The sequence below is a fragment of the Idiomarina sp. OT37-5b genome (assembly GCF_002968395.1).
GTDB classification, from domain to species: Bacteria; Pseudomonadota; Gammaproteobacteria; order Enterobacterales; family Alteromonadaceae; genus Idiomarina; species Idiomarina aquatica.
In genome coordinates, this window is record NZ_CP027188.1 from 2,216,937 (window position 1) to 2,239,590 (window position 22,654).

Below are 22,654 nucleotides of genomic sequence, written 5' to 3' on the forward strand. Positions count from 1 at the left end.
AATAAATCCCAACGGTTATTGTATGTCCATTTGTAAGAACTTGTTATGTATATGTTTTATAAAAAGAAAGCTGTTTTGCGTTTAACGGCATAAGCGCCAATAATAAAAAAGATATCCATAACCGGGGAACATTATGGCGGTAACCTTTGAAGATCGCCCGCTTGAGCAGGTACGGGAAGAAACCATCGACCAGTTGGTCATGAATTACAGTCACGGCATCATTTCTGCGGAGGCCTTTGAACGTCGTCTTGATGCGGCAATGGACGCAACCTCGCATGCCCAGCTTGCTGATTTAGTGGCAGACCTTGAGCTCAAGCCTGACTCCTCTTACGACAACATCAAGGCCCGCCAATTTGCGCCGCATTATGGAGCAGGTCGCGTTGAAGCGACGGAAAATATTGTCTCAATCTTGTCTTCCAATGAACGCTCCGGAGTTTGGACCGTACCGCGAACCATCACCGTTTATGCGTTACTTGGCTCCGTCGAGCTGGATTTTAGTGATGCGATTTTTCAGCAACCAGATGTCACCATTAAAATCATCGGTGGCTTATCCAGCATCGAGATCTTTGTTCCTGAGGAAGTCACCATCAGCACCAATGTGTTTAATATTCTGGGGTCAACCGAGAATAAAGCACCTTCTATGGGCCACTTACAACAGCCCCCTCACCTGAACATCGAAGGGACACAAGTATTAGGCTCACTGGAGATTAAAGTGAAGCGCACCATGAAAGAAAAGTTTGTTGCCTTCGCCAACAGTCTGAAAAGCACCTTTCAATCTCGTTAAAGTCGGAGTAAATTGGAGCTAACACTCAGTTTAACAGGAGGTTAGCTCATGAAACTTTACGAAATGGCGAAAGCGCCAAACCCGCGTCGCGTGCGCATGTTTTTAGCCGAAAAAGGATTGCTGGACAAGGTCACCCGAGTCGAAATCGATTTAGCCAAAGGCGAAAATCTCAGTACCGAATTCTGCAATAAAAACCCGATGAAAAAAGTGCCGGTGTTAGAACTGGACGATGGCACCTGCATCAGCGAAACCACGGCGATTTGTCGCTACTTCGAAGAACATTACCCGGACTCTCCCAAGCTGCTTGGCAACAACGCCAATGAAAAGGCCATCATCGAACAATGGACCCGCTGGGTCGACTTTTACTTGTTCCTGCCCATCGGCATGGGTTTTCAACATACCACCGATTACTTTAAACACCGCATGAACCCGATTAAGGAATGGGGCGAGAGCAACATCAAAGCAGCCACCGAGTTTTTTGACTTTCTGAACCAGCACCTACAGGACAAAGACTACATTGCGTTTGGTCGCCTCACCGCAGCCGATATCAACGCGTTTTGTTCGGTCGATTTTGGCAAAGTCGTTAACCTACGTGTGACCGACGCCTACCCGAACCTTAAACAGTGGTATGAGCGCATGAAGGCGTTACCTTCTGCTAAGGTGTAGGATCGACGAACATGCAAATGAACTGGCAGGATATTGCTGACTCAGTAGCCTCATTGTGGCAGACCGAGCTGTATAAAGCGGGTGACACCCCGATTTATCTGTCGCAGGTCATCATTGCGTTAACCTTGATCATGATCGGTTTCGTCGTGGTGCGCTGGGTTGGCGCACGTCTGGTTAAGCGGGCGTTGCGCTCCAGCGGTGCTTCCGAAAACACCGTCTTTGCGTTTCGACGCCTGATTTCGTTCGTTGCCTACGTCATGATCGTGCTGATCGCGCTACCAATTGCGGGTATTCCTATCACCATTTTCGCGGTGCTCGGTGGCGCTCTGGCTATCGGTGTAGGCTTCGGCGCACAAAACCTGCTGAACAACCTCATCTCGGGCATCATTTTAATTGCCGAGCGCCCTATCCGTATCGGCGATATCGTCGAACTGGAAAAAGAACGAGGTCGCGTTGAAGAAATCGGCAACCGCTGTGTTCGCATTCGCCGTTACGACGGCGTACACGTACTGGTACCAAACAGTTACTTTCTGGAACAGCGGGTGGTGAACTGGACGCTGGTGTCGGCGGATATTCGTTCGGTTATTTCCGTTGGTGTCGCTTACGGTTCGCCGGTAGAGACAGTGCGCGATTTATTGCGTCAGGCCGCCGAAGAACACGAACAGATATCGACCGATTATCCTATTGAAGTCATTTTTGAAGACTTTGGTGACAGCTCGCTGCTGTTTAATTTGTATTTCTGGACCAGCGTTCATCAGCCGATGGATATCCGCCGCATTCAGTCGGATGTTCGGTTTAAGGTGAACGTGCTGTTCGATGAACACAACATTGTCATTGCGTTCCCCCAGCGCGACATTCATCTGGACACCTCAAAACCGCTGGAAATTCATTTAAAAGAACCTTCTGCATAGCATAAAAAAAGGGCTCCTGACGGAGCCCTTTTCGTCACTGCAGTAGTCGTTAGAATTCGCGCTTATACGTCAGCGAGAAGCTGATACCACGAGTTTCTGAACGTAACAGCGTATTATCAAACTCAATTTCTTTATCCTGATTCAGGATGTTCTGAACCTTTAAGGTTACTTGAGAATTGAAGTCCGGGTAATAGCTGTACACGGCATCAAGTGAGTGGAACGGTTGCTCAAAGGCATCACCACGGCCGTCGATTCCCGGAATGATGATACGGTCACCAAACACGTTATAGACTAACGAAGCCGAGTGCATGCCGTCGTCCGAGTCGAAACCAAGTTGGGTGTTAACCACCCATTCTGAGTGGCCGGTTAAGCGGCGTTCAGTGTTGGTGATCGACGTAGAAACGCCTGTTTGCTCAACAATATTCTGCGTATCCAGTGTGATGCTAGAGTCACTCAGGGTGACGTTACCGGATAAGAAGAAGTTGTTGCTCAGTGTTTTCAGCCATTCCACTTCGGTACCATAAACTTCACCCGTTTCAGCATTGGCGATACGTACCAGTGGTGGACCATCCTGAGAAGGCGACTGCACCGATTCAATCGGGTTGGTCATGTCTTTATAGAACAAACCAATCGACAAGGTATCGCCGTTATCCTGATACCACTCCCAGCGGGCGTCGAAGTTATCGATGTCTGTGGTGTTAAGACCCGGCGTACCACCGACGGGGAACAAAGTCAGCGGATCCAGGTAGGTTGAGCTGGACACTTCACGCAGATCCGGACGTACCACGGTTTTACCGTAACTAAAGCGCAGTTGCTGTTCATCGCTCAGGAAGTAGGTCAATGCCAATGATGGGTAGAGATCATCTTCCTGGAACGCCAGATCCGCCAGATCTTCCACGGTCGGGCTGGTTGGCAAATCAATCTCGCCGGTTTGCGGAACCAATGGTACCACCGCCTGGCGGAAATTTTCCCAACGAACACCGGCGGTTATGCGCCATTTTTCATCGAAGAAAAAGTCACCTTCGAAATAGTACGCATCAATTGTCTGAGCGGAAATATAATCATCACCCGCAACGGTGGTGTCGTTCAGAATCGGCAAGAAGCCAAGCTCTGCGTTTGCGATGACGTCATCGTTCAGGATTTCACCCAGTTGATAGCCTTCCAGGATGCTGGAATCGCTAAACGCACGAGTGTTGATGTCGAATCGACGGTTGGTCGCGTAGCGTGTCTTCTGCACGAAATCAGCGCCAGCTTTCAGGGTAATGTCCCAGTTATCCAGCATGATTGGCAGAGTCACGTTACCACCCCAGTTCTCAACTTCGTCGTTCAAGTCCTGGAAGTTATAACGGGCCGCGGTGGTGGCGTTGGTCAACACGCTCTCGTTTTCGCGATCAAACATTCCGTCATCATTGCTATCCGTCAGAATAAAACGCGTTTCGATATTGCCTGGTGCATAACGGCTTGAACGTGACTTCGAGTATTTCCAGTCAACGCCTAAGAAGTTCCAGTCGGTAAAGGTATGCATACCTTTAATCTGGTTCGCGACCATGCGACGTTCCTGATACGTCACGTCATAAGAACGGATACGCTGGTCAGAACCAAAGTTAATGTTGTTGCTGTTACCGAGCTTTTCGCGGAACTGATCTTCGGTGTCGTTCAGGATGACATGGCTTAAATCGACTTTATGGTTACTGCCGTAATTAATACCAGCGGTAAACATTCCGGACCAGGTTACCTGCTGTTCGGTCGACTCAACATCATCCCAGCCACGCAAAATGGTGTAGGTGCCATCCGGGTTAAGACTCCAGTCTTCACCTAAGTATTGCTCCGACACTTCCCACTCGTTGTCATACGCAGCTGTGGCTAAAAAGCCAATAGCCCATTTGTCGTCAATGTCATAACGATTGCCATAGGTCAGATCCAGACCATAATCTGGGTCAATCGTTTGTAGGCTTGGGTCATAATCGCGATTTAACGCCAACGCAACATCGCGGTTTTGTTCCAGTGAGATATCATCCAGAAAGGTACGCTGATCCCACAGGTCTTTCAGCATTTGCGGCGCTGCCCGAGTGCCGTCGTCTTTACCGTTCCAGTTACTGCCGCCGTCGTACCAGTAGGCGTCGTTAAAGTTTTCGCTGTTTCCGCCCACTTTAATGGAGGCGTTAAAGATCTCTTCATCCGGTGCTGATTTCAGGCGAATATCAACATTACCGCCGCCGAAGTTTGCCGGCATCGAGGCAGAATACGACTTCTGCACCGCCAGGCTCTCGATGATATCAGCCGGGAATAAATCCAGTGGAATAACAGCACGGGTGGGATCCGGGCTTGGTACTGACATACCATTCAATTGGGTACTGGAGTACCGCTCACCCAAACCACGAACATAAATAAACTTGCCGTCAACCAGGGTCAAACCGGTCACCCGGCGAAGGGCTGCTGCAGCGTCGCTGTCACCGGTACGGGAAATTTGTTCCGCGCCCATGATATCAGCAACGAACGCCTGCTCTTTACGTTCCTGAACAACCGCTGCCGCACTGCCCTGCAAACGAGTACCTGTGGTTACCACTTCTTCGATAACCGCTTCCGGTGAGGATTGTTGTTCAGACGCGGATTGTTCCTGCTGTTCTTGTGCTGCAAAAGCGCTTTGCGATGACAAGCCAGTTAAAACCGCAAGAGTAAGGCTCGCCAGAGGAAATTGTTTGGCTCGCATGATAGTAACTACCTCTTTTATACAGTGAAAACCGGGGCACACAATCCTTTGCGTACCCTCGGTTTATAGTGCGGTGTTATTCCAGACCAACAGTCCAGCCTGCAGTCCAGTCGTTATCGCTGCTTAATGCGCCAACGAAGTCTGCGTTGTCAAAGAAGGTGTCGCCGCTTAAATCAGCTGCTGCAGCGTCAGATACCGTAAAGATACCGTCCAGTGCTTCTGCTGCTGTCACAACGCTGTTGCCTTCCTGACCCAGGAACCACTGCTCCAGGTCTACATCTGAAGAACCAAACTTGAAGTTCTCACCGTTATCACAGGCCATCAGTGAGTTCGTCATGCTGATACCGCCGTCCTGCAGGTGACCCTGGCTTACCGGGTTACCTTCAACTTCTAAGCACTCACCCATACCGGCCGGGCCTGATACGATGGTGTTGTAGAACGTTGCCTGAGTACCTTCGCGCAGGTAGATACCCTCTGAAGCGTTTTCGCCAGAGAAGGTGTTACCAATGATGGTCAGGTTAGCGATGGTCGGGCTAGACATTGGTTCAGCACCTGGGTTAGAGCCATCGTTATCGGCTTCGATACCACGGTTAGCGTCTGAGTTGTCTGGGTTTTGACGTACCAGTACGTACTGCAGTTTACCTTGGTAACCGTTATCCCAGTCGATGCTGTCGTCTTGCATGTTGGTCAGTACAACGTACTTGAAGTTAACGTTGCCGCCGAACATTTCAATACCATCGTCAGAGTTGTTGTGAACTTGCAGGTACTCAACCGTTGTGCCTGAACCAACACCACCGAAGGTGATACCGTTAAGTTCGTTGTCCGGTGCGATTTCAAAACCACCGTTCATGACACGTACATAGCGCAGCGTACCTGAGTTATCAGCGGTATCGGTACCACCAAATACAGCGCCTTCCTCAGCACCTTCTACCTGCAGCGCACAGTCTGAACCGTCTGACGGGCACTTGTTGCTTGGCGCGTTACCAAGAATAATCAAACCACCCCATTGACCTGGCATGCCTTCGCCACCTTCAACATCAATTGACGATGTCAGTGAGATAGGTTCTTCGGCAGTACCCTGAGCGTCGATATCTGAACCACGGCTGATGACCAGGTAGTCATTACCGGTACGACCGTATACGGTAACACCAGGTTCGATGGTCAAGGTTGCTGAGTCAGCATTGTCACCACCGATGAACACGGCACCCGTTAATGCGTAGTAGTTACCCGCGGTCAGGGTCAGATCGTCTGTGTAACGACCTTCCAGTTCACAGGTCGTCGTTGAGCCGTCAATAGGAGTAATCGCTTCTGTGCCGGCCGGGCAACCTGCTACTGGCGCTTCTGAGTCACCGGCAGTCACTTCACCACCGCCAAAACCAAAGGCCCAGCCTTGACGCCAGTCGTCATCGCCGCCCACGGCGCCGATAAAATCAACCGATTCAAAGAAGCTACCGTCTACGGTGTTCGATACGTCTTGTCCTGCACCCAGTAACGGTGAGCCGCTCATTGGCTGACCATTGGCTGACAGCATCACAGAATCGCTGATAAAGTTATTAGCTTGATCGTTCAGGAACCAGTCTTCCAGGTCAACGTCGGTATCACCAAACTTGAAGTTTTCACCGTTGCTGCAGGCAAACACTGAGTTTTCCATGCGAATGGTGTTATCGGTTAAGTGACCTTGAGATACTTCGTTGCCTTCAACTTCAAAACACTCGCCCATTTCTGATGGGCCGGTTACTACGGTGTTGTAGAACTGCGCGCCAGTCCCTTCACGTAAGTAGATACCTTCTGATGAGTTTTCACCCTGGAAGTTATTACCAATGATGGTTAGGTTCGCGAGAATGGGGTTAGACATTGGCTCAGCAGCCGGGTTAGAACCGTCGTTGTCAGCTTCGATACCACGGTTAGCGTCGCCACCGTTTTTGTCATGCTCAACGTAAACGAACTGCATGCGGCCCTGGTAACCGTTATCCCAGTCGATGCTGTCGTCTTGCATGCCGGTTAATACAACGTGTTTAAAGTCGACGTTACCACCGAACATTTCGATGCCGTCGTCCGAGTTGCCGTGAACCTGTAAATATTCAACCGTTGTACCTGAACCAACGCCACCGAAGGTGATGCCGTTTAATTCGTTATCTGGTGCGATTTCAAAACCACCGTGCTTAACCACTAAGTAGCGTAAAACACCAGAGTTGTCTGTTTCGTCGGTACCACCGAATACGGCACCCTCTTCAGCGCCTTCAACCTGAAGCGCACAGTCAGAACCGTCAGAAGGACATTTGTTGCTTGGCGCGTTACCCAAGATGATAAAGCCACCCCATTGACCCGGAGCCGTTTCTTCACCCAGCACGTCCTGCGAAGACGTCATGATAATCGGCGCGTCCGCTGTACCTTCAGCGATGATTTGTGAGTCACGGCTAACCACCAGGTAATCGTTACCTTGACGACCAAAAATCACAGTACCCGGTTCAACGGTCAACACCGCAGAATCGGCTTTATCACCACCGACAAAAGTAGGTCCGTCCAGCGCATACATTACTGTTGTACCGTCGTCCAGGCTATTTACCAGCGTGGTATCTTCCGTGATGCGTCCAGAAAGAACCTGTACCTGAACTTCCTCACCCAGCGCTTCACTGGCTGCGAGTGAGAGTGAACCACTGGTTTCACCCGGTAAGTCAGCACCGGTATCACCGCCACCGTTGTCGCCACCACCTGTGCCTGGATCCGGTTGTTCAACCGTCGCACCGGTGTCGATGTTGATGTCACCACCACAGCCTGCCAGCGCAAGCGCTGCGGCAACAGCAGAAGCTTTAAATAGAGTTTGCAGTTTCATTGAGTTCTCCCGACCTTCATTTTTCGGTTTTGAATTGACGGAAACGAGAGTAGTGATTCGGCATGACAGATATGTGACAACTTCAAACTGTCACAAAAGATTCACGTTTTTGACACGTTGAATTGATCCCTTTCTTTGTCTACAAAGTAATCAGGTTAAAACCCAATCAGGAACCCGTTATGAAAAAACTTACCCTGCTGGCAGCCCTTGCTCTAAGCGCTGCTGCGACTGCTCAAGATCGTTTTGCTGACGTTCAGGTAAGCGCCGATGCCGTCGCCGATAATATTCACATGCTCACTGGTGCCGGCGGCAATATGGCACTGATGCATGGTGCCGATGGCGTGCTGCTGATTGATGATCAATATCAGCAGATGGCGGAAAAAATCAGCGCCAAAATTGACGAGTTGACCGGCGAGCCGGTTCGTTACGTCATCAATACACACTTTCACGGCGATCACGTCGGCTCTAATATGTGGCTACGGGAAAACCATGATGCCACCATTCTGGCTCATGACAATGTACGCAAACGGTTAAGCAATGACAGCGACTTTAATGCCGCCGGACTACCGCAGTTAACCTTTGATTCAACCGTTACGTTACACATCAACGGTGATACGGTGCATGTGTTCTATCTTGCCAATGGCCATACTGACGGGGACGTCGCGGTATGGTTTGAAAAAGCGAATGTATTGCACCCGGGTGACCTGTTCTTTAATGAGCGTTTCCCATTCATTGATTTAGGCAGTGGCGGTGACGTTGAGGGGTATATCAATAACGTCACCACACTCATCAGTAAGATTAATGACGATACGGTGATCATCCCTGGCCACGGTCCGAAGGCGAGCCGCGCCGATTATCAGGCGTTTCTGGATATGATTAAGGCCACCAAAGCGGAAGTGGACAGCATGCGTGAGCAAGGTATGGCGCTAGAGGATGCGTTGGGCAACGGCCTCAGTGATAAGTGGAAACCATGGGCCTGGAACTTTATCACCGAGGAACGCTGGATTAAAACCTTGTACTAACACCGCGTAAACGGCTTACAGCAACCGAAACTCCATGGCCAGCTCATCGCAGTTGGCCTTGCGCGGACACAGCTCACAATCTTTCATCACCTTCTCTGGCAGGCTGTCCTTCGAGCAGTGGTAAAAACCCTGCTGCTCAAAGAAGTCCGGCACCCGGGTTAACACAATCACCCGCTTTAAATGTAAGTCGCGGGCTTTGCGCAGTAGCTTTTCCACCAGCAGTCGCCCCTGCCCTTTAACCTTGCTTTGCGGGTTCACGCCAAGCGAACGAATTTCTGCCAGACCCGTGGTGTATATGTACAATGACGCACAGCCCATGACGTTGCCGTCAATTTCACTCACCGCAAATTCATTGATGGAATGAATAATATCATCCTTGGCGCGCGGCAAATTTTCACCGGCTCCCGCCCAATGACCGACCAGCCCGACAATCGCGTCAATGTCCGATAGGTTTGCATCACGAACACGTATCTTTTGCTGCTGTTGATGCTTTTTCAGTGCCTCTTTGACGCGCTCCGGTGAGGTACCGCCCAGTGCCTGCCGTTTTTCCAGCAGCGACTGTAGCGACAGCCACGGGTAGACATCCTCTTCAATCGTTTCAGTAACCTGCTGCATCTGCGATAATGACAACTGCTCCAGCGGCTTGCCCTGTTTTATCGCCAGTTGCACCAGTTCGCCGACTTGGTGGTGCGCCTGCCGAAAAGGTACGCCTTTACTCACCAAATAATCCGCCAGCTCAGTCGCGTTTGCATAACCCTGTTGAGCCGCCTGCCGGCAACGTTCGCGATTGACGCGAATCCCTTGTAGGCACTGGCTGCTGATGTTGAGCGCTGCACGCCAGTGTTTTAATGCGTCAAAGAGGCCTTCTTTGTCTTCTTGCAAATCTTTGTTGTAGGCCAGCGGTAACGATTTTAAGGTCACCGTCATTGCCATCAGCGCGCCGGTCACACGTCCGCTTTTACCCCGCACCAGTTCCAGTGCGTCGGGATTCTTTTTCTGCGGCATCAGCGACGATCCGGAAGTCACATCATCGGCCAATTCGATAAAGCCGGCCTCACCACTGTTATAGAAAATCAGATCTTCTGCCAGCCGTGACAAATGCAGCATCGATAATGACGCAGTACTGAGCAGTTCCAGCACAAAATCACGATCGGAAACCGCATCAAGGCTATTGCGGCAGGCAGAATGAAAACCCAGTTGCTGCGCCAACTGCTCCCGATCAATCGGGTAAGCCGTACCGGCCAGAGCACCACACCCCAGCGGCGACTGGTTCATACGCTCTAAAGCATCCACCAACCGCTCGTGGTCACGCTGCAACATTTCCACATAAGCCAGCGCCCAATGCGCGAATAACACGGGTTGGGCTCGTTGCAAATGGGTATACCCCGGCAATACCGTATCGATTTCACGCGCCGCGAACTCCGTCAACGCACCTTGTAACGTCGTCAGTGCCTTCAGCACCGCCTGGCCTTGTTGACGACTCCATAAGCGCAAGTCCGTAGCAACCTGATCATTACGGCTGCGCCCGGTATGTAATTTTTTGCCCAGATCCCCCACCCGCTCAACTAACTTCCGCTCGATGAATGAGTGGATGTCCTCGTCGCCGGCGCCGGCGATCTGCTGCGGATGCTGTTGCAATTCCTGCCACAGCTCTGTCAGTGCCTGCTGCAGTTGTTGACATTCCTGGGCGGTTATTACGCCAACCTGGCGCAATCCATCAGCCCAGGCTACCGAGCCCTGAATATCCTGTTCGGCTAATACATGGTCAAAAGGTAACGAGTCGTTAAACGCCTGAAAGGCTTCGCTGGGTCCGTCCGCAAAACGTCCTCCCCAAAGTTGCGCACTAGCCATCGCCGCCTCCTTGCTGTTGCAGTGCCGCTATCCGGCTGGGCAGCGAGAACAGACGGATAAAACCCTCTGCATGCTGTTGGTTATAGACCTCATCGGCACCGAAGGTGGCGAAGTCTTCACTGTACAAGGAATAGGGCGAGCGCTTTTTCACCGCTGTTGCCTGGCCTTTGTAGAGCTTCAGCACCACCTCGCCAGTGGCTTTTTCTGCCAGCACTTCAGCGGCCGCCAAAACCGACTGTTTTAACGGCGTAAACCAACGTCCGTCATAAAGCAATTGCGCAAACTGCTCACTCAGTTGCGACTTCCAGCTACGGCTTGCTTTATCCAGTACCAGTTCATCGATCGCCTGCAACGCTGCCATCATCACGGTGCCTCCGGGCGTTTCGTAGCAACCACGGCTTTTCATGCCCACCAGTCGATTTTCAACAATATCAACCCGTCCGACACCATGTTTGCCAGCCAGTTGATTGAGTGTTTCCAAACAACCAAGCGGCGACAAGGACGCACCGTTAACCGCCGTGATTTCACCTTTTTCCAACGTCACTGACAGATATTCCGGCTCATCCGGCGCCTGTTCAGGTGAGTTGGTCAGTGTCCAGACTTGTGCGCTCGGCTCGTTCCACGGGTCTTCCAACTCGCCGCCTTCGTGCGAAATATGCCAGGCATTGGCGTCACGACTGTATATTTTGGTGGCAGACGCAGAGCACGGAATATCGCGTTCTGCCAGGTAGTTTAACAACGATTCACGGCTGTCTAGCTGCCACTCACGCCAGGGCGCAATCACGGTAAGATCTGGAGCCAGCGCTGCGTAGCAGGATTCAAACCGAACTTGATCATTGCCTTTCCCGGTGCAGCCGTGCGCCAGCGCATCAGCACCCACTTTTCGTGCGATCTCGACCTGCGCTTTGGCGATAATCGGGCGCGCCATCGCGGTTCCCAGCAGATAGGTTCCCTCGTACACGGCACCGGTTTTTAGGGTGGGATAAATATATGCCCGGGCAAACTCTTCTTTCAGATCCACCACATAGCATTCACTGGCACCTGAAGCTTTAGCTTTTTCTTCCACTCCGGCCAGCTCTTCTGCCCCCTGCCCGACATCGGCGACAAAGGCAACAACGTCACAGTCGTAATGCTCTTTTAACCAGGGAACAATGGCGGAGGTATCTAACCCTCCGGAATAGGCGAGTACAACTTTATTCATGAGGCATTCCTTAAATCAGTAGCAGCGGCAAAAGCACAACTATCACTGAGCATCATGCTCAGTAACGCATTCTGGGCATACAAGCGGTTTTCGGACTGTTGCAGACAAAGAGACAAATCACTGTCAATGACCTCCGAGGTCACTTCGTAACCGCGGTGTACCGGCTGACAGTGCATCACTGCACGGGGCTTAAGCTGGGCAACCCGTTGTGCATTAATTTGATAGGGCAGAAATTTTTCTTTCACCTGCTGTAGTGGGGTATCGTCTCCCATCGACACCCAGGTGTCGGTATATAAGACATCCACCGCGCCGAGGTCATCAAAGTGGGTGGCGTTATGCGCCTTCCCGCCGGCCTGTGCATTAATATCGTCCAGCCAGCTTTGCTCAATGGCCCGATCAGCCGGCGTCACGGATGTCACCTTGGCGCCAAGCATCGCCGCATACAACATCAGCGAGCGGGTCACGTTGTTACCGTCGCCGCAATACACCAGATGCAACCCATCAAGTGAACCGAATTGCTCCTGCAGCGTCAGGCAGTCAGCCAGCGCCTGGCATGGGTGATAGCGATCACACAAGCTGTTGATGACCGGCACCGATGCGTGTTTGGCCAGTTCCTGCAGGGTCTCGTGCTGAAGCACTCGTGCGACAATCGCGTCACACCAGCAGGATAAGTTTTTTGCGTAATCCGCAATACTCTCGCGCTGTCCCAGCCCTTGCCCCTGCTCATCCAGGTAAATGGCCTGCCCGCCCAGCTTTTGCATGCCAACGGCAAAGGAAACCCGGGTACGCAGGCTTGGTTTTTCAAAGATTGTCGCGATGCTTTTGCCGGCCAACAGTTGTTGATAGGCCTGCGGCCGGGCTTTCTGTTGTTGTGCGATGCTCAGCACCTGCTGCAGTTGCTCAGCGCTGAGTTCGCAACCCGACAATAGGTTTGTCGGTAGGGTCGTGGTGTCTTTCATGGTAAAACCTAAGTCAATAAATCAGTCAACGATCGTGGTGCCGGATTCTGGGCGGGTGAGGCACGCGCACCCGCAGATTCGCACACTGCGTCGCAACTGCCTGGCGGTCGCCAGGGCACTGTCCACTTTTACCTTCATTCCCCCGGAAATGACGCCCTGTTGGCACAGGTGCCGGTACCTTGCCGAATCGAGTTGCGGGATCAACTGTTGCTGCTGGTCGTAAACACCATCTACGTCAGTAACAAAGGTCAGTTTGGCCTTTAACATTTGCGCGAGTGCCGCTGCGGCATTATCCGCGTTAACGTTGTACCAGCTGCCGTTAGCATCAAAGCCGATGCAACTGATGATGCTGAGGTGTGAGTGCTCGAGTAACCAGTTCATCCATTCAGATACCTGGCTTTGCTCCTCGTCGCAAATGCCCACTTGTCCCAGTTCACTCGACAGCGCTTTGCACCGCATTCCGGTTTCCCACAAGCTGAGACCGGTGGGCTGCAGTCCGGCTTCAATCGCATAACTCATGAGCTGTTTATTGGCATAACCGGCCAGAGCTCCGACAATCAGCGGCATCTGTTGCTCGTGACTGACCCTGAGCCCGTCACGCTTTTCGGTTTGTAGACCCATGCCTGCCAACCAGTTGTCAACGGCAGCACCGCCGCCATGCACGATGACGGTGCTGTGCTGTTGCTGTGCCAGCCCCGCAAATAAGGCTCGTAACTGTGCAGGCTGCGCCAGCAAACTACCGCCTATCTTGATCACTTCAACAACGCCGCTCATAACGGCACCCCGGTTGTTTGCGGCTCACCAAGACGCAGGTTAAGACACTGCAAGGCCTGGCTTGCGGCCCCTTTTAGCAAGTTATCAATGGCAGCAAACACAATCAGTTGAGTCCCTTTACGATGCCAGCCAATATCGCAGTAACCGCTGTGCTCGACGTCCTGAATCGCCGGTGTGTGTTGGTATCCAACCCGCACGCACGGATGTTTTTGATACACGGCATAAGCCTCGGCAACGTCTTGACACGATGTCCCTTCGGCAAGTTGCAGGTACAGCGTGGCTAAAATGCCCCGTTTAAACGCCCCCAGGTGCGGCGTGAAGACCACCGCTGTCTGCCCGTGCTGCTCAATTTCAGGCTGATGACGGTGATTAAATACCCCATAGCCCTGCAGCGATAGCTCGGCTCCCAGCGTTTTATGCGTCGGCTTGCGGCCGGCACCCGTTACTCCGGATACCGCGTTAACTATCACCGGTTGCGACGCCAATAGATGCTGCACCGGCTTCAATGCCAGTAAGGTTGCGGTGGGGTAACAGCCCGGTACCGCGATAAGATTGGCGTTTTCCAGTAAACCGGTATGCCATTCAGCGAGGCCATAGACGGCTTCGCTCAGCAATTGCGGATGCGGATGAGAAAAACCGTAATGGGTGATATAGTCCTGTGCGTCTGCTAAACGATGAGCGCCGGATAAGTCAATGATAATGCGTTTGTTGTCATATAACTGATAGGCCAACTGCGCGGCGGCCTCATGTTCAGTGGCAATAAACACCACCTGCGCTGTTGCTTTGATTTGCTTCAGTGACAGGCTGTCCAGCCCCTGTAATGGCAAATCCACCACACCCCGAAGCTTTGGGTACAGCACCGACAACTTCGTACCGGCATCAACACTGCCTTCAGAAACAAAACAGCCAGCAAGGGTCAATAATGGATGCCGCGCCACCAAACGACACAGTTCAGAACCAGCGTAACCACTGGCACCGATAACAACGGCAGTTAAGGACGAGTTTTTCTTCACGCGGCTATTTCCTTTACGACGATTTTCTGCTTCAGTGGTGAGCAAGTGAATTTTTGTGCAGAATATCCGAATAAATATATTTATGCAACTTTTATGGATAATTATCTATGTCGATACCTTCCTTTTTTTCCATGTACCAGCAGTTAATTGCTACTCCTTCCATCAGCAGCATGGATCCAGGTTGGGACCACTCCAACAAAGGTGTCATTGATTTGCTCGCAACCTGGCTGGAAGCGCTGGGCTTTCAATGCGAGATCAATGAACTGGAAAATAAACCGGGTAAGTACAACCTACTGGCACGTCGGGGTACTGGTACCGGCGGTTTGCTGCTGTCCGGACACACCGATACGGTTCCCTACGATGCCCAGCGCTGGAGCCTGGACCCGTTTCAACTGACCGAGAAAGACAATCGCTGGTATGGCTTGGGTAGTATTGATATGAAAGGCTTTTTTGCCTTTATCATCGAGGTGTTAAAAAACCTGCCCAGTGCTGCTCAGCAAAAACCGCTGATGATTCTGGCGACAGCGGACGAAGAAACCACCATGGATGGCGCGCGCCAATTGTCGATGTTCAACAACCTCAAGCCGGACACCTGCATTATTGGTGAACCGACCAGTATGCGGCCGGTTTGCGCTCATAAAGGGCATTTAAGTGAAGCCATTCGGGTGATCGGGCGTTCCGGTCACAGTTCGGATCCTAAGCTAGGTATTAACGCTATTGAGGTGATGCACCAGGTGATCGGTAAATTGTTACAAGTCCAATCGGAATTTTCGCATAACTATTCAAACCCGATGTTTGCCGTACCCGAACCCACACTTAATCTCGGTAGCATCCATGGTGGTGATAATCCCAATCGGATCTGTGGCTGTTGTGAGCTACAAATCGATGTCCGACCATTGCCTGGCATGGCCATTGATGACCTGTACGGTATCATCGACCGCCACTTGACGGAGCTCAAACAACAAACGGAAGCACAAATCGAGTGGCTGCATTTGCATGAACCCATTCCAGGCTTTGAACAAACCACCGATGCCGCCCTGGTCAAGCTCGCTGAAAAAGTCAGTCAACAGGCAAGTCAGGCCGTTAACTACTGTACCGAAGCCCCCTTTTTACAAGCATTAGGCTGCCAAACTATCGTCATGGGGCCTGGTTCGATCAATCAGGCACACCAGCCCGATGAGTTTTTGTCGATGGATTCGATAGATTCATCCAAGAAAACGATAGAAAGTCTCATTCGAGCCTTATGTTTTTAGAGCATGTGGCCGATAATGGCCAAAGCGTTCATGATCTAAATCAATAATAATTAGGAAAAGTTTATGTTTCGACAGTTCTCTATCGGCGTGCGTGCGTCCGCAGCCTTTGCCATCATTGGCCTTTTAGTGCTGGCATTGGGCATTTTTGCACTTAATCGTCTCGCAGTAGTGACTGACCAAATGGACTTTATCACCGACGTTCAGGTTCCCGCGGTCGACAACGTCAATGATCTCGATCGAGAGTTTCTTCGGGTCCGCATTCATTCGGCTAACGTCACCAATTTTGTTAACGACCCGAATCGCTTACCCGGCTACATGGACAAACTCAATGAAGCCATTGAAAGCTTGAAACGCAATCAGGATGAGTACTCCAACAGCATTGAAAATGCCGAAGCCCGTGAAAAGTTCAATCAATACATGGCGCTAGATAAGGAATATTGGACGCTTCATGATCAGTTCGAAAAACTCGTCGACGCACAGCTGACCGATCCAATTACGTCGCTGCGGGAAAATCGCATATTACCACTGACCGATGAGATCTCAGCCGCGTTAGACGAAATGCTGGCGCTGGAAATGGCATTGATTGCTGATGCAACTGAACAGGCCGGTGATGTCGCCACCTCAGCGAACATTGGTGTAATCACCGCGCTTATCGTTGCACTGATTCTGATGATCGTGTTTGCACTGGTACTCACGCGCAGTATTGTCGTACCGATTCAACAAGCGGTCGAATTTGCGCAGACCATTGCCGCTCGTGATCTTACCGCTAGCGTAGAGATTGATGGCAATGACGAAGCGACGGTGTTGCTAAAACAGTTACAACGAACCCAAAACGAGCTGCGCGAGTCGATTGCTAAGATTTCTGAGTCGTCTGAACAGTTGGCGTCAACTTCCGAGGAGCTGAGCTCGGTAACCGATGACTCTACCCGTACCATTCAACAACAAAGTGAAGAACTGGAGCAAGCTGCCACCGCCGTCACTGAGTTAACCACGGCCGTAGAAAACGTTGCGTCGGATGCCCAGAGTGCCTCTGAAGCCTCTGAGTCGGCTGATGAGCAGGCGCAGTTAGGGAATGACCGAGTCCGCAAAACCGTCACCGCGATCGAAGAGTTGTCTCAGGAAATTGGCGACTCGTCTAATAGCGTGACCGAGCTGGCCAATAAGGTTACTGATATCACCAAAGTGCTGGAGGTTATCCGTGGTATCGCCGAGCAAACCAACTTGCTGGCACTGAATGCCGCCATTGAAGCCGCTCGCGCTGGTGAATCAGGACGAGGCTTTGCCGTAGTAGCCGACGAGGTTCGCTCTCTGGCGCACAAAACACAGCAGTCTACGGTCGAAATTGAAGACATGGTGAAGGCCATTAATCAGTCCAGTGATATGTCTGTTACCACCATGAAGCGGAGCATGGAAAAAGCCACCAGTACCCTGGATATCGCCCGTGAGGCCGGCGAAGCGCTGAAACAAATCGCACAGGCTGTGAGTGAGATTAATACTCACAATACCTCAATTGCGTCAGCCGCAGAAGAACAAGCGAACGTCGCACGCGACGTTGATAAGAACCTGGTCAGTATCCGTGACCTGTCGAACTCAACGGCATCGGGTGCCGAACAGACCAGCGCTTCCAGTCAGGAACTGTCACGCCTGGCTGTCGACCTCAACGGTCTGGTCGCGCGCTTTAAAGTATCCTAACCCATTCACCGTCACATCAGCGGGGCTTATGGCTTCAGCGATAAACGCCCCGCTGAAATATTAACCACAGTTTCTCCACCTTTTAAATTACTCTAGTGAATACCCGCAATCAGTTTGATAAATTAGACTGATATAAAGAACAGGGTCTAACCTTAATCCGTGTTAACAAGTTAATAACAACGGATTCAAAAATGACCACCCAACTCGAATTTAATCAACCACTGAACGAACAGGCGAGCGCCCTGTTCACTGATGACGCCATCGCCTTCTTGACCGAATTGGTCGAGCGCTTCCAGCCCGAATTGCACCAGCTACTCGCGAAACGCAAGCAACGTCAGGCATCCTACGATGCCGGCCAATTACCCGACTTCGATCCGGCCACTCAGGCGATCCGGGACGGTAACTGGCGCATTGCCGAATTACCAAAGGACCTGACCAAACGGCGGCTGGAAATTACCGGCCCGGTGGATCGCAAAATGGTCATCAACGCCCTCAATGCAAATGTGGATTGTTACATGGCCGACTTTGAAGACTCACAGTCGCCAACCTGGGACGGTTTGCTCAACGGTCAACTCAACCTGCGTGACGCCAACCTTGACGGCATGACCTACGATGATCCTGACACCGGCAAGCACTATGCCGTTAAGGAAAACCCAGCATTGTTGATTGCCCGGGTTCGTGGCTTGCATCTGCCGGAAAAGCATATCCATGCGGGCGGCAAACCCATTGCCGGCGCCTTAATGGATTTTGCGCTGTACTTCTTTCACAACTACCAAACTCGCCTGCAACGCGGCAGCGGTGTCTATTTTTATTTGCCCAAGTTGGAGCACAGTGATGAAGCCGGCTGGTGGGCAGACGTTTTTCACTACACCGAAAAGCGCTTTAACGTAAAAACCGGTTCCATTCGTGCCACCGTGCTTATCGAAACATTGCCGGCAGTATTCCAGATGCACGAAATTCTGTACCGCATGCGTGAGCATATTGCCGCGCTGAATTGTGGTCGCTGGGACTACATTTTCAGCTACATCAAAACCTTGAAAGCTCATCCTGACCGCGTTTTACCCGATCGTCAGGTGGTGAGTATGGATAAGCCCTTTTTAAACGCTTACTCAAGGCTGCTGGTACGCACGTGTCATTTGCGTGGCGCTCTCGCCATGGGCGGTATGGCGGCGTTTATTCCCAGCAAAGACGCGACCGAAAATCAGCAAATTCTGGCCAAAGTGCGTGCGGACAAGACACTCGAACGGGACAACGGACACGATGGCACGTGGATCGCCCATCCCGGCTTGGCCGATACCGTGCGCGAAGTCTTCGTCGAGGGAATGGCTGCTGACAACCAATTGCAGGTGCTGCGCGACCAGGACAACGACATCGATCAAGCGTTGCTGCTGCAACCCTGCGAGGGTGAACGCACCGAAGCCGGTATGCGCACCAACATTCGCGTTTCACTGCAATACATCGCGGCCTGGCTGGACGGTAAAGGCTGTGTGCCCATCTATGGATTGATGGAAGATGCCGCGACCGCCGAGATTTCGCGCGCCTCAATCTGGCAGTGGATTCGCCATCAAAAGACACTCAGCGATGGCACCATTGTCAGCAAACAGCTGTTCCGGGATTACCTGCAGCAGGAGGCGGCTGTGGTTCGCCAACACGTTGGTGAGCAGCGTTGGCAAAACGAGCCATTTGCCGAGGCTCTGCAGCTACTCGAAGACATCACCACCGCCGATGAGCTGGTCGAATTTCTAACCTTACCCGGCTACCAAAAGCTGGCCTAACGATAACAAAACGCTATACAGGACAACCATCATGACAACACAATCTCTCTCTCAAGCGGCACAAGCCAAAAAGCTCCAGGAACAATGGCAGTCAGATCCACGCTGGCAAGGTGTCGAGCGTCCCTACTCCGCCGAAGAAGTGGTACGCCTGCGTGGCTCGGTACAACCGGAATATACCTACGCGCGTAACGGCGCCAATAAATTATGGCGACTGATCAACGGTGAAGCGCAGGGTAAATTTGGTAAAGACTATGTCAATGCGCTTGGTGCGCTAACCGGCGGCCAGGCGGTACAGCAAGTGAAGGCGGGTCTGCAAGCAATTTATCTGTCCGGCTGGCAAGTAGCGGCTGACAACAACAGTGCCTGCAGCATGTACCCCGATCAATCCTTATACCCGGTTGATTCAGTACCCACGGTGGTTGAACGAATCAACAACTCGTTTGCCCGCGCAGACCAGATTCAGTGGTCAAAAGGCATAACCCCGGAAGATGACCGTTACATCGATTACTTTGCCCCCATCGTTGCCGATGCCGAAGCCGGATTCGGCGGGGTACTGAACGCTTATGAGTTAATGAAACGAATGATTCAGGCTGGCGCTGCCGGTGTTCACTTTGAGGATCAGTTAGCTTCGGTGAAAAAATGCGGTCACATGGGTGGTAAGGTGCTGGTTCCCACCCAGGAAGCGGTACAGAAGCTGGTTGCGGCCCGACTGGCTGCCGATGTTGCCGGTATCCCAACGCTGATTGTCGCGCGTACCGATGCCAATGCCGCCGACCTGCTGACCTCCGACTTTGACCCCAATGACAAACCCTTTATTACCGGTGAACGCACCGCGGAAGGTTTTTACCGCGTCAAACCCGGAATTGAGCAAGCCATCTCCAGAGGCCTGGCCTATGCCCCTTATGCCGATCTGCTCTGGTGCGAAACGGCAAAACCGGATCTTGACGAGGCGCGTCAATTTGCGCAAGCGGTTCACGCCAAATACCCAGGCAAATTGCTGGCTTATAACTGTTCACCGTCGTTTAACTGGCGCCGCAACCTTGACGATGACACCATCGCCAAGTTCCAGCGCGAACTCGCTGCCATGGGTTATAAGTTCCAATTCATTACGCTCGCCGGTGTTCACAACATGTGGTATCACATGTTCGAACTGGCTTACGACTACGCCCGCAACGATATGTCGGCTTACGTTCGCCTGCAACAGCAGGAGTTTGCGGCAGCCGACAAAGGCTACACCTTTGTCGCACATCAGCAGGAAGTCGGTACCGGTTATTTTGACGATTTGACCAACGTCATCCAGGGCGGTGTTTCATCCGTCACCGCCTTGACCGGCTCAACCGAGGAAGACCAATTTAAAACCTCCGCGTAAAACGCAGGTGTTGCTCATAAGGAAACACATCCGTCAGGCATCCCTCGCGGATGTGTTTCTGTATTTTTCGCCAATAACCCGGGTCATTCAAATCCGGATGGTGCTTAAGTAAAACCTCACGCAAATGTGGCTGTGGCACCGCAAATTGCGCTAATTGCTCAGGGAATACGTCATCTGGCGCCGCAGACACTTCCGCATCCATAAAGCCATCCTGTTTTGGCAGTGCGCGAAAACTCATGTCCGTTAGGTAACGAACCTCATCGTAGTCATAGAACACCACTCGCCGGTGGCGGGTCACACCAAAGTTCTTCAGTAGCATATCGCCCGGAAAGATATTGGCCGCTATCATTTCCTTGATCGCCAGACCGTAGTCATTCATGGCCGCATCTATCTCATCATCACTGGCGTATTCCAGGAACAAGTTCAGTGGCGTCAGACGTCGCTCGACGAAGAGTTGTTTGATGATCAGCGTCTCGCCCTCAATCGCGATTGACCCGGCAACCGTTGACTGCAGTTCCTGCAGCAAATCCGCAGCGATTCGCTTGAGCGGAATGGCGACGTCGGCAAATTCCAGTGTATCAGCCATACGCCCGACCCGGTCATGACGCTTCACCATTCGGTAGCGGTCAATCACCGTTTGTCGGCTAAATGCCTTAGTGGATCCAAGTTTGTCCTTAATCACCTTAAACACATAGGGAAACGACGGCAGTGTAAATACCGTCATTACCATACCTTTTACTCCCGGTGCCGCCACCAACTGATCATCAGTCCGTTGCAGATGATGCAAAAACTCGCGATAAAACTCGGTTTTACCCTGCTTATGAAACCCTATCGAGGCATAGAGCTCGGCCAGGGTTTTGCGGGGCATCAGATCTTTTAAAAAGCGTACCAGCGCCGATGGTGCTTCGGTTTCCACCATAAAATAAGAGCGTGCAAACCCAAAAATGGTCGCCATTCGGTTGGAGTTGGTAATGAACGCATCGACATAGAGTTTGCCCTGGCTGTTCACCAGCACCGGGACAATAAACGGATAGTGATGACGCTCGGTGACAATGCGCCCAACCAAGTAAGCGGCTTTATTACGAAAAAACGGCGAGTTTAAGACATCGATACGAATGTCATGCGGTTCAATTTCGGTTTCCTGTGACCGTTGCAAAAAGGCATCTCGCAACTGCTCCAGATCGTTTTCGAAATGCTCAAACTCCCCGTTTAAGCCGCTGTCCAGAAAGATCGTTAAGAGTACCTGTTGCAGCCCACCTTTTACCGGAAAATAGCTGCGGTACTGGCTTTGTACGGAAACCGGAATGTGGCTGTGTAATAAGGTTTCAACGAAAATAAAGTCGTTATTAAAATAACGCCGTTCGAACGCCCGGCAAAACACCGAATTATAAAAGGTTTCGGCCAGTTCAGCCTGCGGGTGAAACTTGAGTAAGGATTGATAACGCTGACGCGTTGCCAACCATAACGCCGCATCAAAGTCTGCTCCCACCGCACGTTGCACGGCAACGCTGGTTTCCTTTACTTGCCGGTCATAATAGGAAATGCGTTCGGCGGAGGCATTCACCACACCTTGCCATTGTTGTTTTAAAAAACGCGAGCGGGCGCCGCGTGTGAGACGCTGAAAACGGTCATAGTGACAATGAAAACCCTGCAAAATTTTCTGTGCTAAATACTGACTATCAACCGCCAAAATCACGCTCTCCACGTCGTTTTTTAAGCTCTACCATAGCGGTTTGATACATTCTGTTACAGTCCTTTTTATGCTTTTCACAACCCTTTTCGCGCCGGCGGCGACTTAAGTTAACAATGACAACCAATTTGTTAACCGTCGAGGGTAGAGC

The 22,654-nt window shown here is 51.6% G+C and carries 16 protein-coding genes; 8 read left to right on the forward strand and 8 right to left on the reverse strand.

Annotation, left to right across the window (positions count from 1 at the left end; genetic code table 11):
* Window positions 1-133: 133 nt before the first annotated feature.
* From C5610_RS10545 to C5610_RS10555, 3 genes are read left to right on the forward strand one after another with little or no spacing between them, the layout of a single operon-like run.
* Window positions 134-784 carry a DUF1707 domain-containing protein gene (locus C5610_RS10545; RefSeq protein ID WP_105307107.1) on the forward strand — a complete coding sequence of 217 codons (651 nt, stop codon included), beginning with the start codon at window positions 134-136 and terminating at the stop codon, window positions 782-784.
* A gap of 48 nt (window positions 785-832) precedes the next feature.
* Window positions 833-1,450: a glutathione S-transferase family protein gene (locus C5610_RS10550; RefSeq protein ID WP_105307108.1), complete on the forward strand. Its 618-nt coding sequence runs from the start codon at window positions 833-835 to the stop codon at window positions 1,448-1,450.
* Window positions 1,451-1,461: 11 nt separating this feature from the next.
* Window positions 1,462-2,361 carry a mechanosensitive ion channel family protein gene (locus tag C5610_RS10555; protein ID WP_105307109.1) on the forward strand — a complete coding sequence of 300 codons (900 nt, stop codon included), beginning with the start codon at window positions 1,462-1,464 and terminating at the stop codon, window positions 2,359-2,361.
* A gap of 49 nt (window positions 2,362-2,410) precedes the next feature.
* On the opposite strand, the gene C5610_RS10560 is transcribed toward C5610_RS10555, so the two are convergent.
* Together C5610_RS10560 and C5610_RS10565 are read right to left on the reverse strand one after the other, a co-directional pair.
* Complete coding sequence (locus tag C5610_RS10560; RefSeq protein ID WP_105307110.1) at window positions 2,411-5,071, reverse strand: TonB-dependent receptor domain-containing protein; 2,661 nt, start codon at window positions 5,069-5,071, stop codon at window positions 2,411-2,413.
* Window positions 5,072-5,147: 76 nt separating this feature from the next.
* The gene (locus C5610_RS10565; RefSeq protein WP_105307111.1) at window positions 5,148-7,904 is read right to left on the reverse strand and encodes a hypothetical protein; all 2,757 of its coding nucleotides are present in this window, start codon (window positions 7,902-7,904) and stop codon (window positions 5,148-5,150) included.
* 179 nt (window positions 7,905-8,083) lie between these two features.
* Here C5610_RS10565 and C5610_RS10570 point away from each other — a divergent pair, with 179 nt between their 5' ends.
* Window positions 8,084-8,926, forward strand: a complete 843-nt coding sequence (locus C5610_RS10570; protein ID WP_105307112.1) for an MBL fold metallo-hydrolase — start codon at window positions 8,084-8,086, stop codon at window positions 8,924-8,926.
* Window positions 8,927-8,941: 15 nt separating this feature from the next.
* Here C5610_RS10570 and argH read toward each other — a convergent pair whose 3' ends face one another.
* Genes argH through argC form a run of 5 tightly spaced genes read right to left on the reverse strand, consistent with a single transcriptional unit; the run spans window position 8,942 to window position 14,724 of the window.
* Entirely contained in the window at window positions 8,942-10,777 is a 1,836-nt protein-coding gene (gene argH, locus C5610_RS10575) for an argininosuccinate lyase (RefSeq protein WP_105307113.1), read from the reverse strand.
* Window positions 10,770-11,978, reverse strand: a complete 1,209-nt coding sequence (locus C5610_RS10580; RefSeq protein ID WP_105307114.1) for an argininosuccinate synthase — start codon at window positions 11,976-11,978, stop codon at window positions 10,770-10,772. Before C5610_RS10580 ends, argH begins: the two co-directional genes overlap by 8 nt.
* Window positions 11,975-12,937, reverse strand: coding sequence for an ornithine carbamoyltransferase (locus tag C5610_RS10585; protein WP_105307115.1), 963 nt, complete (start codon window positions 12,935-12,937; stop codon window positions 11,975-11,977). Before C5610_RS10585 ends, C5610_RS10580 begins: the two co-directional genes overlap by 4 nt.
* 21 nt (window positions 12,938-12,958) lie before the next feature.
* Window positions 12,959-13,711, reverse strand: a complete 753-nt coding sequence (gene argB / locus C5610_RS10590) for an acetylglutamate kinase (RefSeq protein ID WP_105307116.1) — start codon at window positions 13,709-13,711, stop codon at window positions 12,959-12,961.
* Window positions 13,708-14,724 carry an N-acetyl-gamma-glutamyl-phosphate reductase gene (gene argC / locus C5610_RS10595; RefSeq protein WP_105307117.1) on the reverse strand — a complete coding sequence of 339 codons (1,017 nt, stop codon included), beginning with the start codon at window positions 14,722-14,724 and terminating at the stop codon, window positions 13,708-13,710. The genes argB and argC overlap by 4 nt, the downstream gene beginning before the upstream one ends.
* Before the next feature lie 107 nt (window positions 14,725-14,831).
* Here argC and argE point away from each other — a divergent pair, with 107 nt between their 5' ends.
* From argE to aceA, 4 genes are all read left to right on the forward strand, one after another.
* Entirely contained in the window at window positions 14,832-15,977 is a 1,146-nt protein-coding gene (gene argE, locus C5610_RS10600; protein ID WP_105307118.1) for an acetylornithine deacetylase, read from the forward strand.
* A gap of 63 nt (window positions 15,978-16,040) precedes the next feature.
* Window positions 16,041-17,669, forward strand: a complete 1,629-nt coding sequence (locus C5610_RS10605) for a methyl-accepting chemotaxis protein (protein WP_105307119.1) — start codon at window positions 16,041-16,043, stop codon at window positions 17,667-17,669.
* Window positions 17,670-17,860: 191 nt separating this feature from the next.
* Window positions 17,861-19,444, forward strand: coding sequence for a malate synthase A (gene aceB / locus C5610_RS10610; RefSeq protein WP_105307120.1), 1,584 nt, complete (start codon window positions 17,861-17,863; stop codon window positions 19,442-19,444).
* A gap of 31 nt (window positions 19,445-19,475) precedes the next feature.
* Window positions 19,476-20,813, forward strand: a complete 1,338-nt coding sequence (gene aceA, locus C5610_RS10615; protein WP_105307121.1) for an isocitrate lyase — start codon at window positions 19,476-19,478, stop codon at window positions 20,811-20,813.
* Here the strand turns inward: aceA and aceK are convergent.
* Window positions 20,797-22,503 (reverse strand): bifunctional isocitrate dehydrogenase kinase/phosphatase, encoded by a 1,707-nt coding sequence (gene aceK / locus C5610_RS10620; protein ID WP_105307795.1) that lies wholly within the window; start codon window positions 22,501-22,503, stop codon window positions 20,797-20,799. The genes aceA and aceK overlap by 17 nt on opposite strands.
* Between the last annotated feature and the right edge of the window lie 151 nt (window positions 22,504-22,654).

Excerpts from the sequence above, each read along its gene's own strand:
- C5610_RS10545 (WP_105307107.1), top strand. The coding sequence starts at position 134 with ATGGCGGTAACCTTTGAAGATCGCCCGCTTGAGCAGGTACGGGAAGAA.
- C5610_RS10550 (WP_105307108.1), top strand. The coding sequence starts at position 833 with ATGAAACTTTACGAAATGGCGAAAGCGCCAAACCCGCGTCGCGTGCGC.
- C5610_RS10555 (WP_105307109.1), top strand. The coding sequence starts at position 1,462 with ATGCAAATGAACTGGCAGGATATTGCTGACTCAGTAGCCTCATTGTGG.
- C5610_RS10560 (WP_105307110.1), bottom strand. The coding sequence starts at position 5,071 with ATGCGAGCCAAACAATTTCCTCTGGCGAGCCTTACTCTTGCGGTTTTA.
- C5610_RS10565 (WP_105307111.1), bottom strand. The coding sequence starts at position 7,904 with ATGAAACTGCAAACTCTATTTAAAGCTTCTGCTGTTGCCGCAGCGCTT.
- C5610_RS10570 (WP_105307112.1), top strand. The coding sequence starts at position 8,084 with ATGAAAAAACTTACCCTGCTGGCAGCCCTTGCTCTAAGCGCTGCTGCG.
- argH (WP_105307113.1), bottom strand. The coding sequence starts at position 10,777 with ATGGCTAGTGCGCAACTTTGGGGAGGACGTTTTGCGGACGGACCCAGC.
- C5610_RS10580 (WP_105307114.1), bottom strand. The coding sequence starts at position 11,978 with ATGAATAAAGTTGTACTCGCCTATTCCGGAGGGTTAGATACCTCCGCC.
- C5610_RS10585 (WP_105307115.1), bottom strand. The coding sequence starts at position 12,937 with ATGAAAGACACCACGACCCTACCGACAAACCTATTGTCGGGTTGCGAA.
- argB (WP_105307116.1), bottom strand. The coding sequence starts at position 13,711 with ATGAGCGGCGTTGTTGAAGTGATCAAGATAGGCGGTAGTTTGCTGGCG.
- argE (WP_105307118.1), top strand. The coding sequence starts at position 14,832 with ATGTCGATACCTTCCTTTTTTTCCATGTACCAGCAGTTAATTGCTACT.
- C5610_RS10605 (WP_105307119.1), top strand. The coding sequence starts at position 16,041 with ATGTTTCGACAGTTCTCTATCGGCGTGCGTGCGTCCGCAGCCTTTGCC.
- aceB (WP_105307120.1), top strand. The coding sequence starts at position 17,861 with ATGACCACCCAACTCGAATTTAATCAACCACTGAACGAACAGGCGAGC.
- aceA (WP_105307121.1), top strand. The coding sequence starts at position 19,476 with ATGACAACACAATCTCTCTCTCAAGCGGCACAAGCCAAAAAGCTCCAG.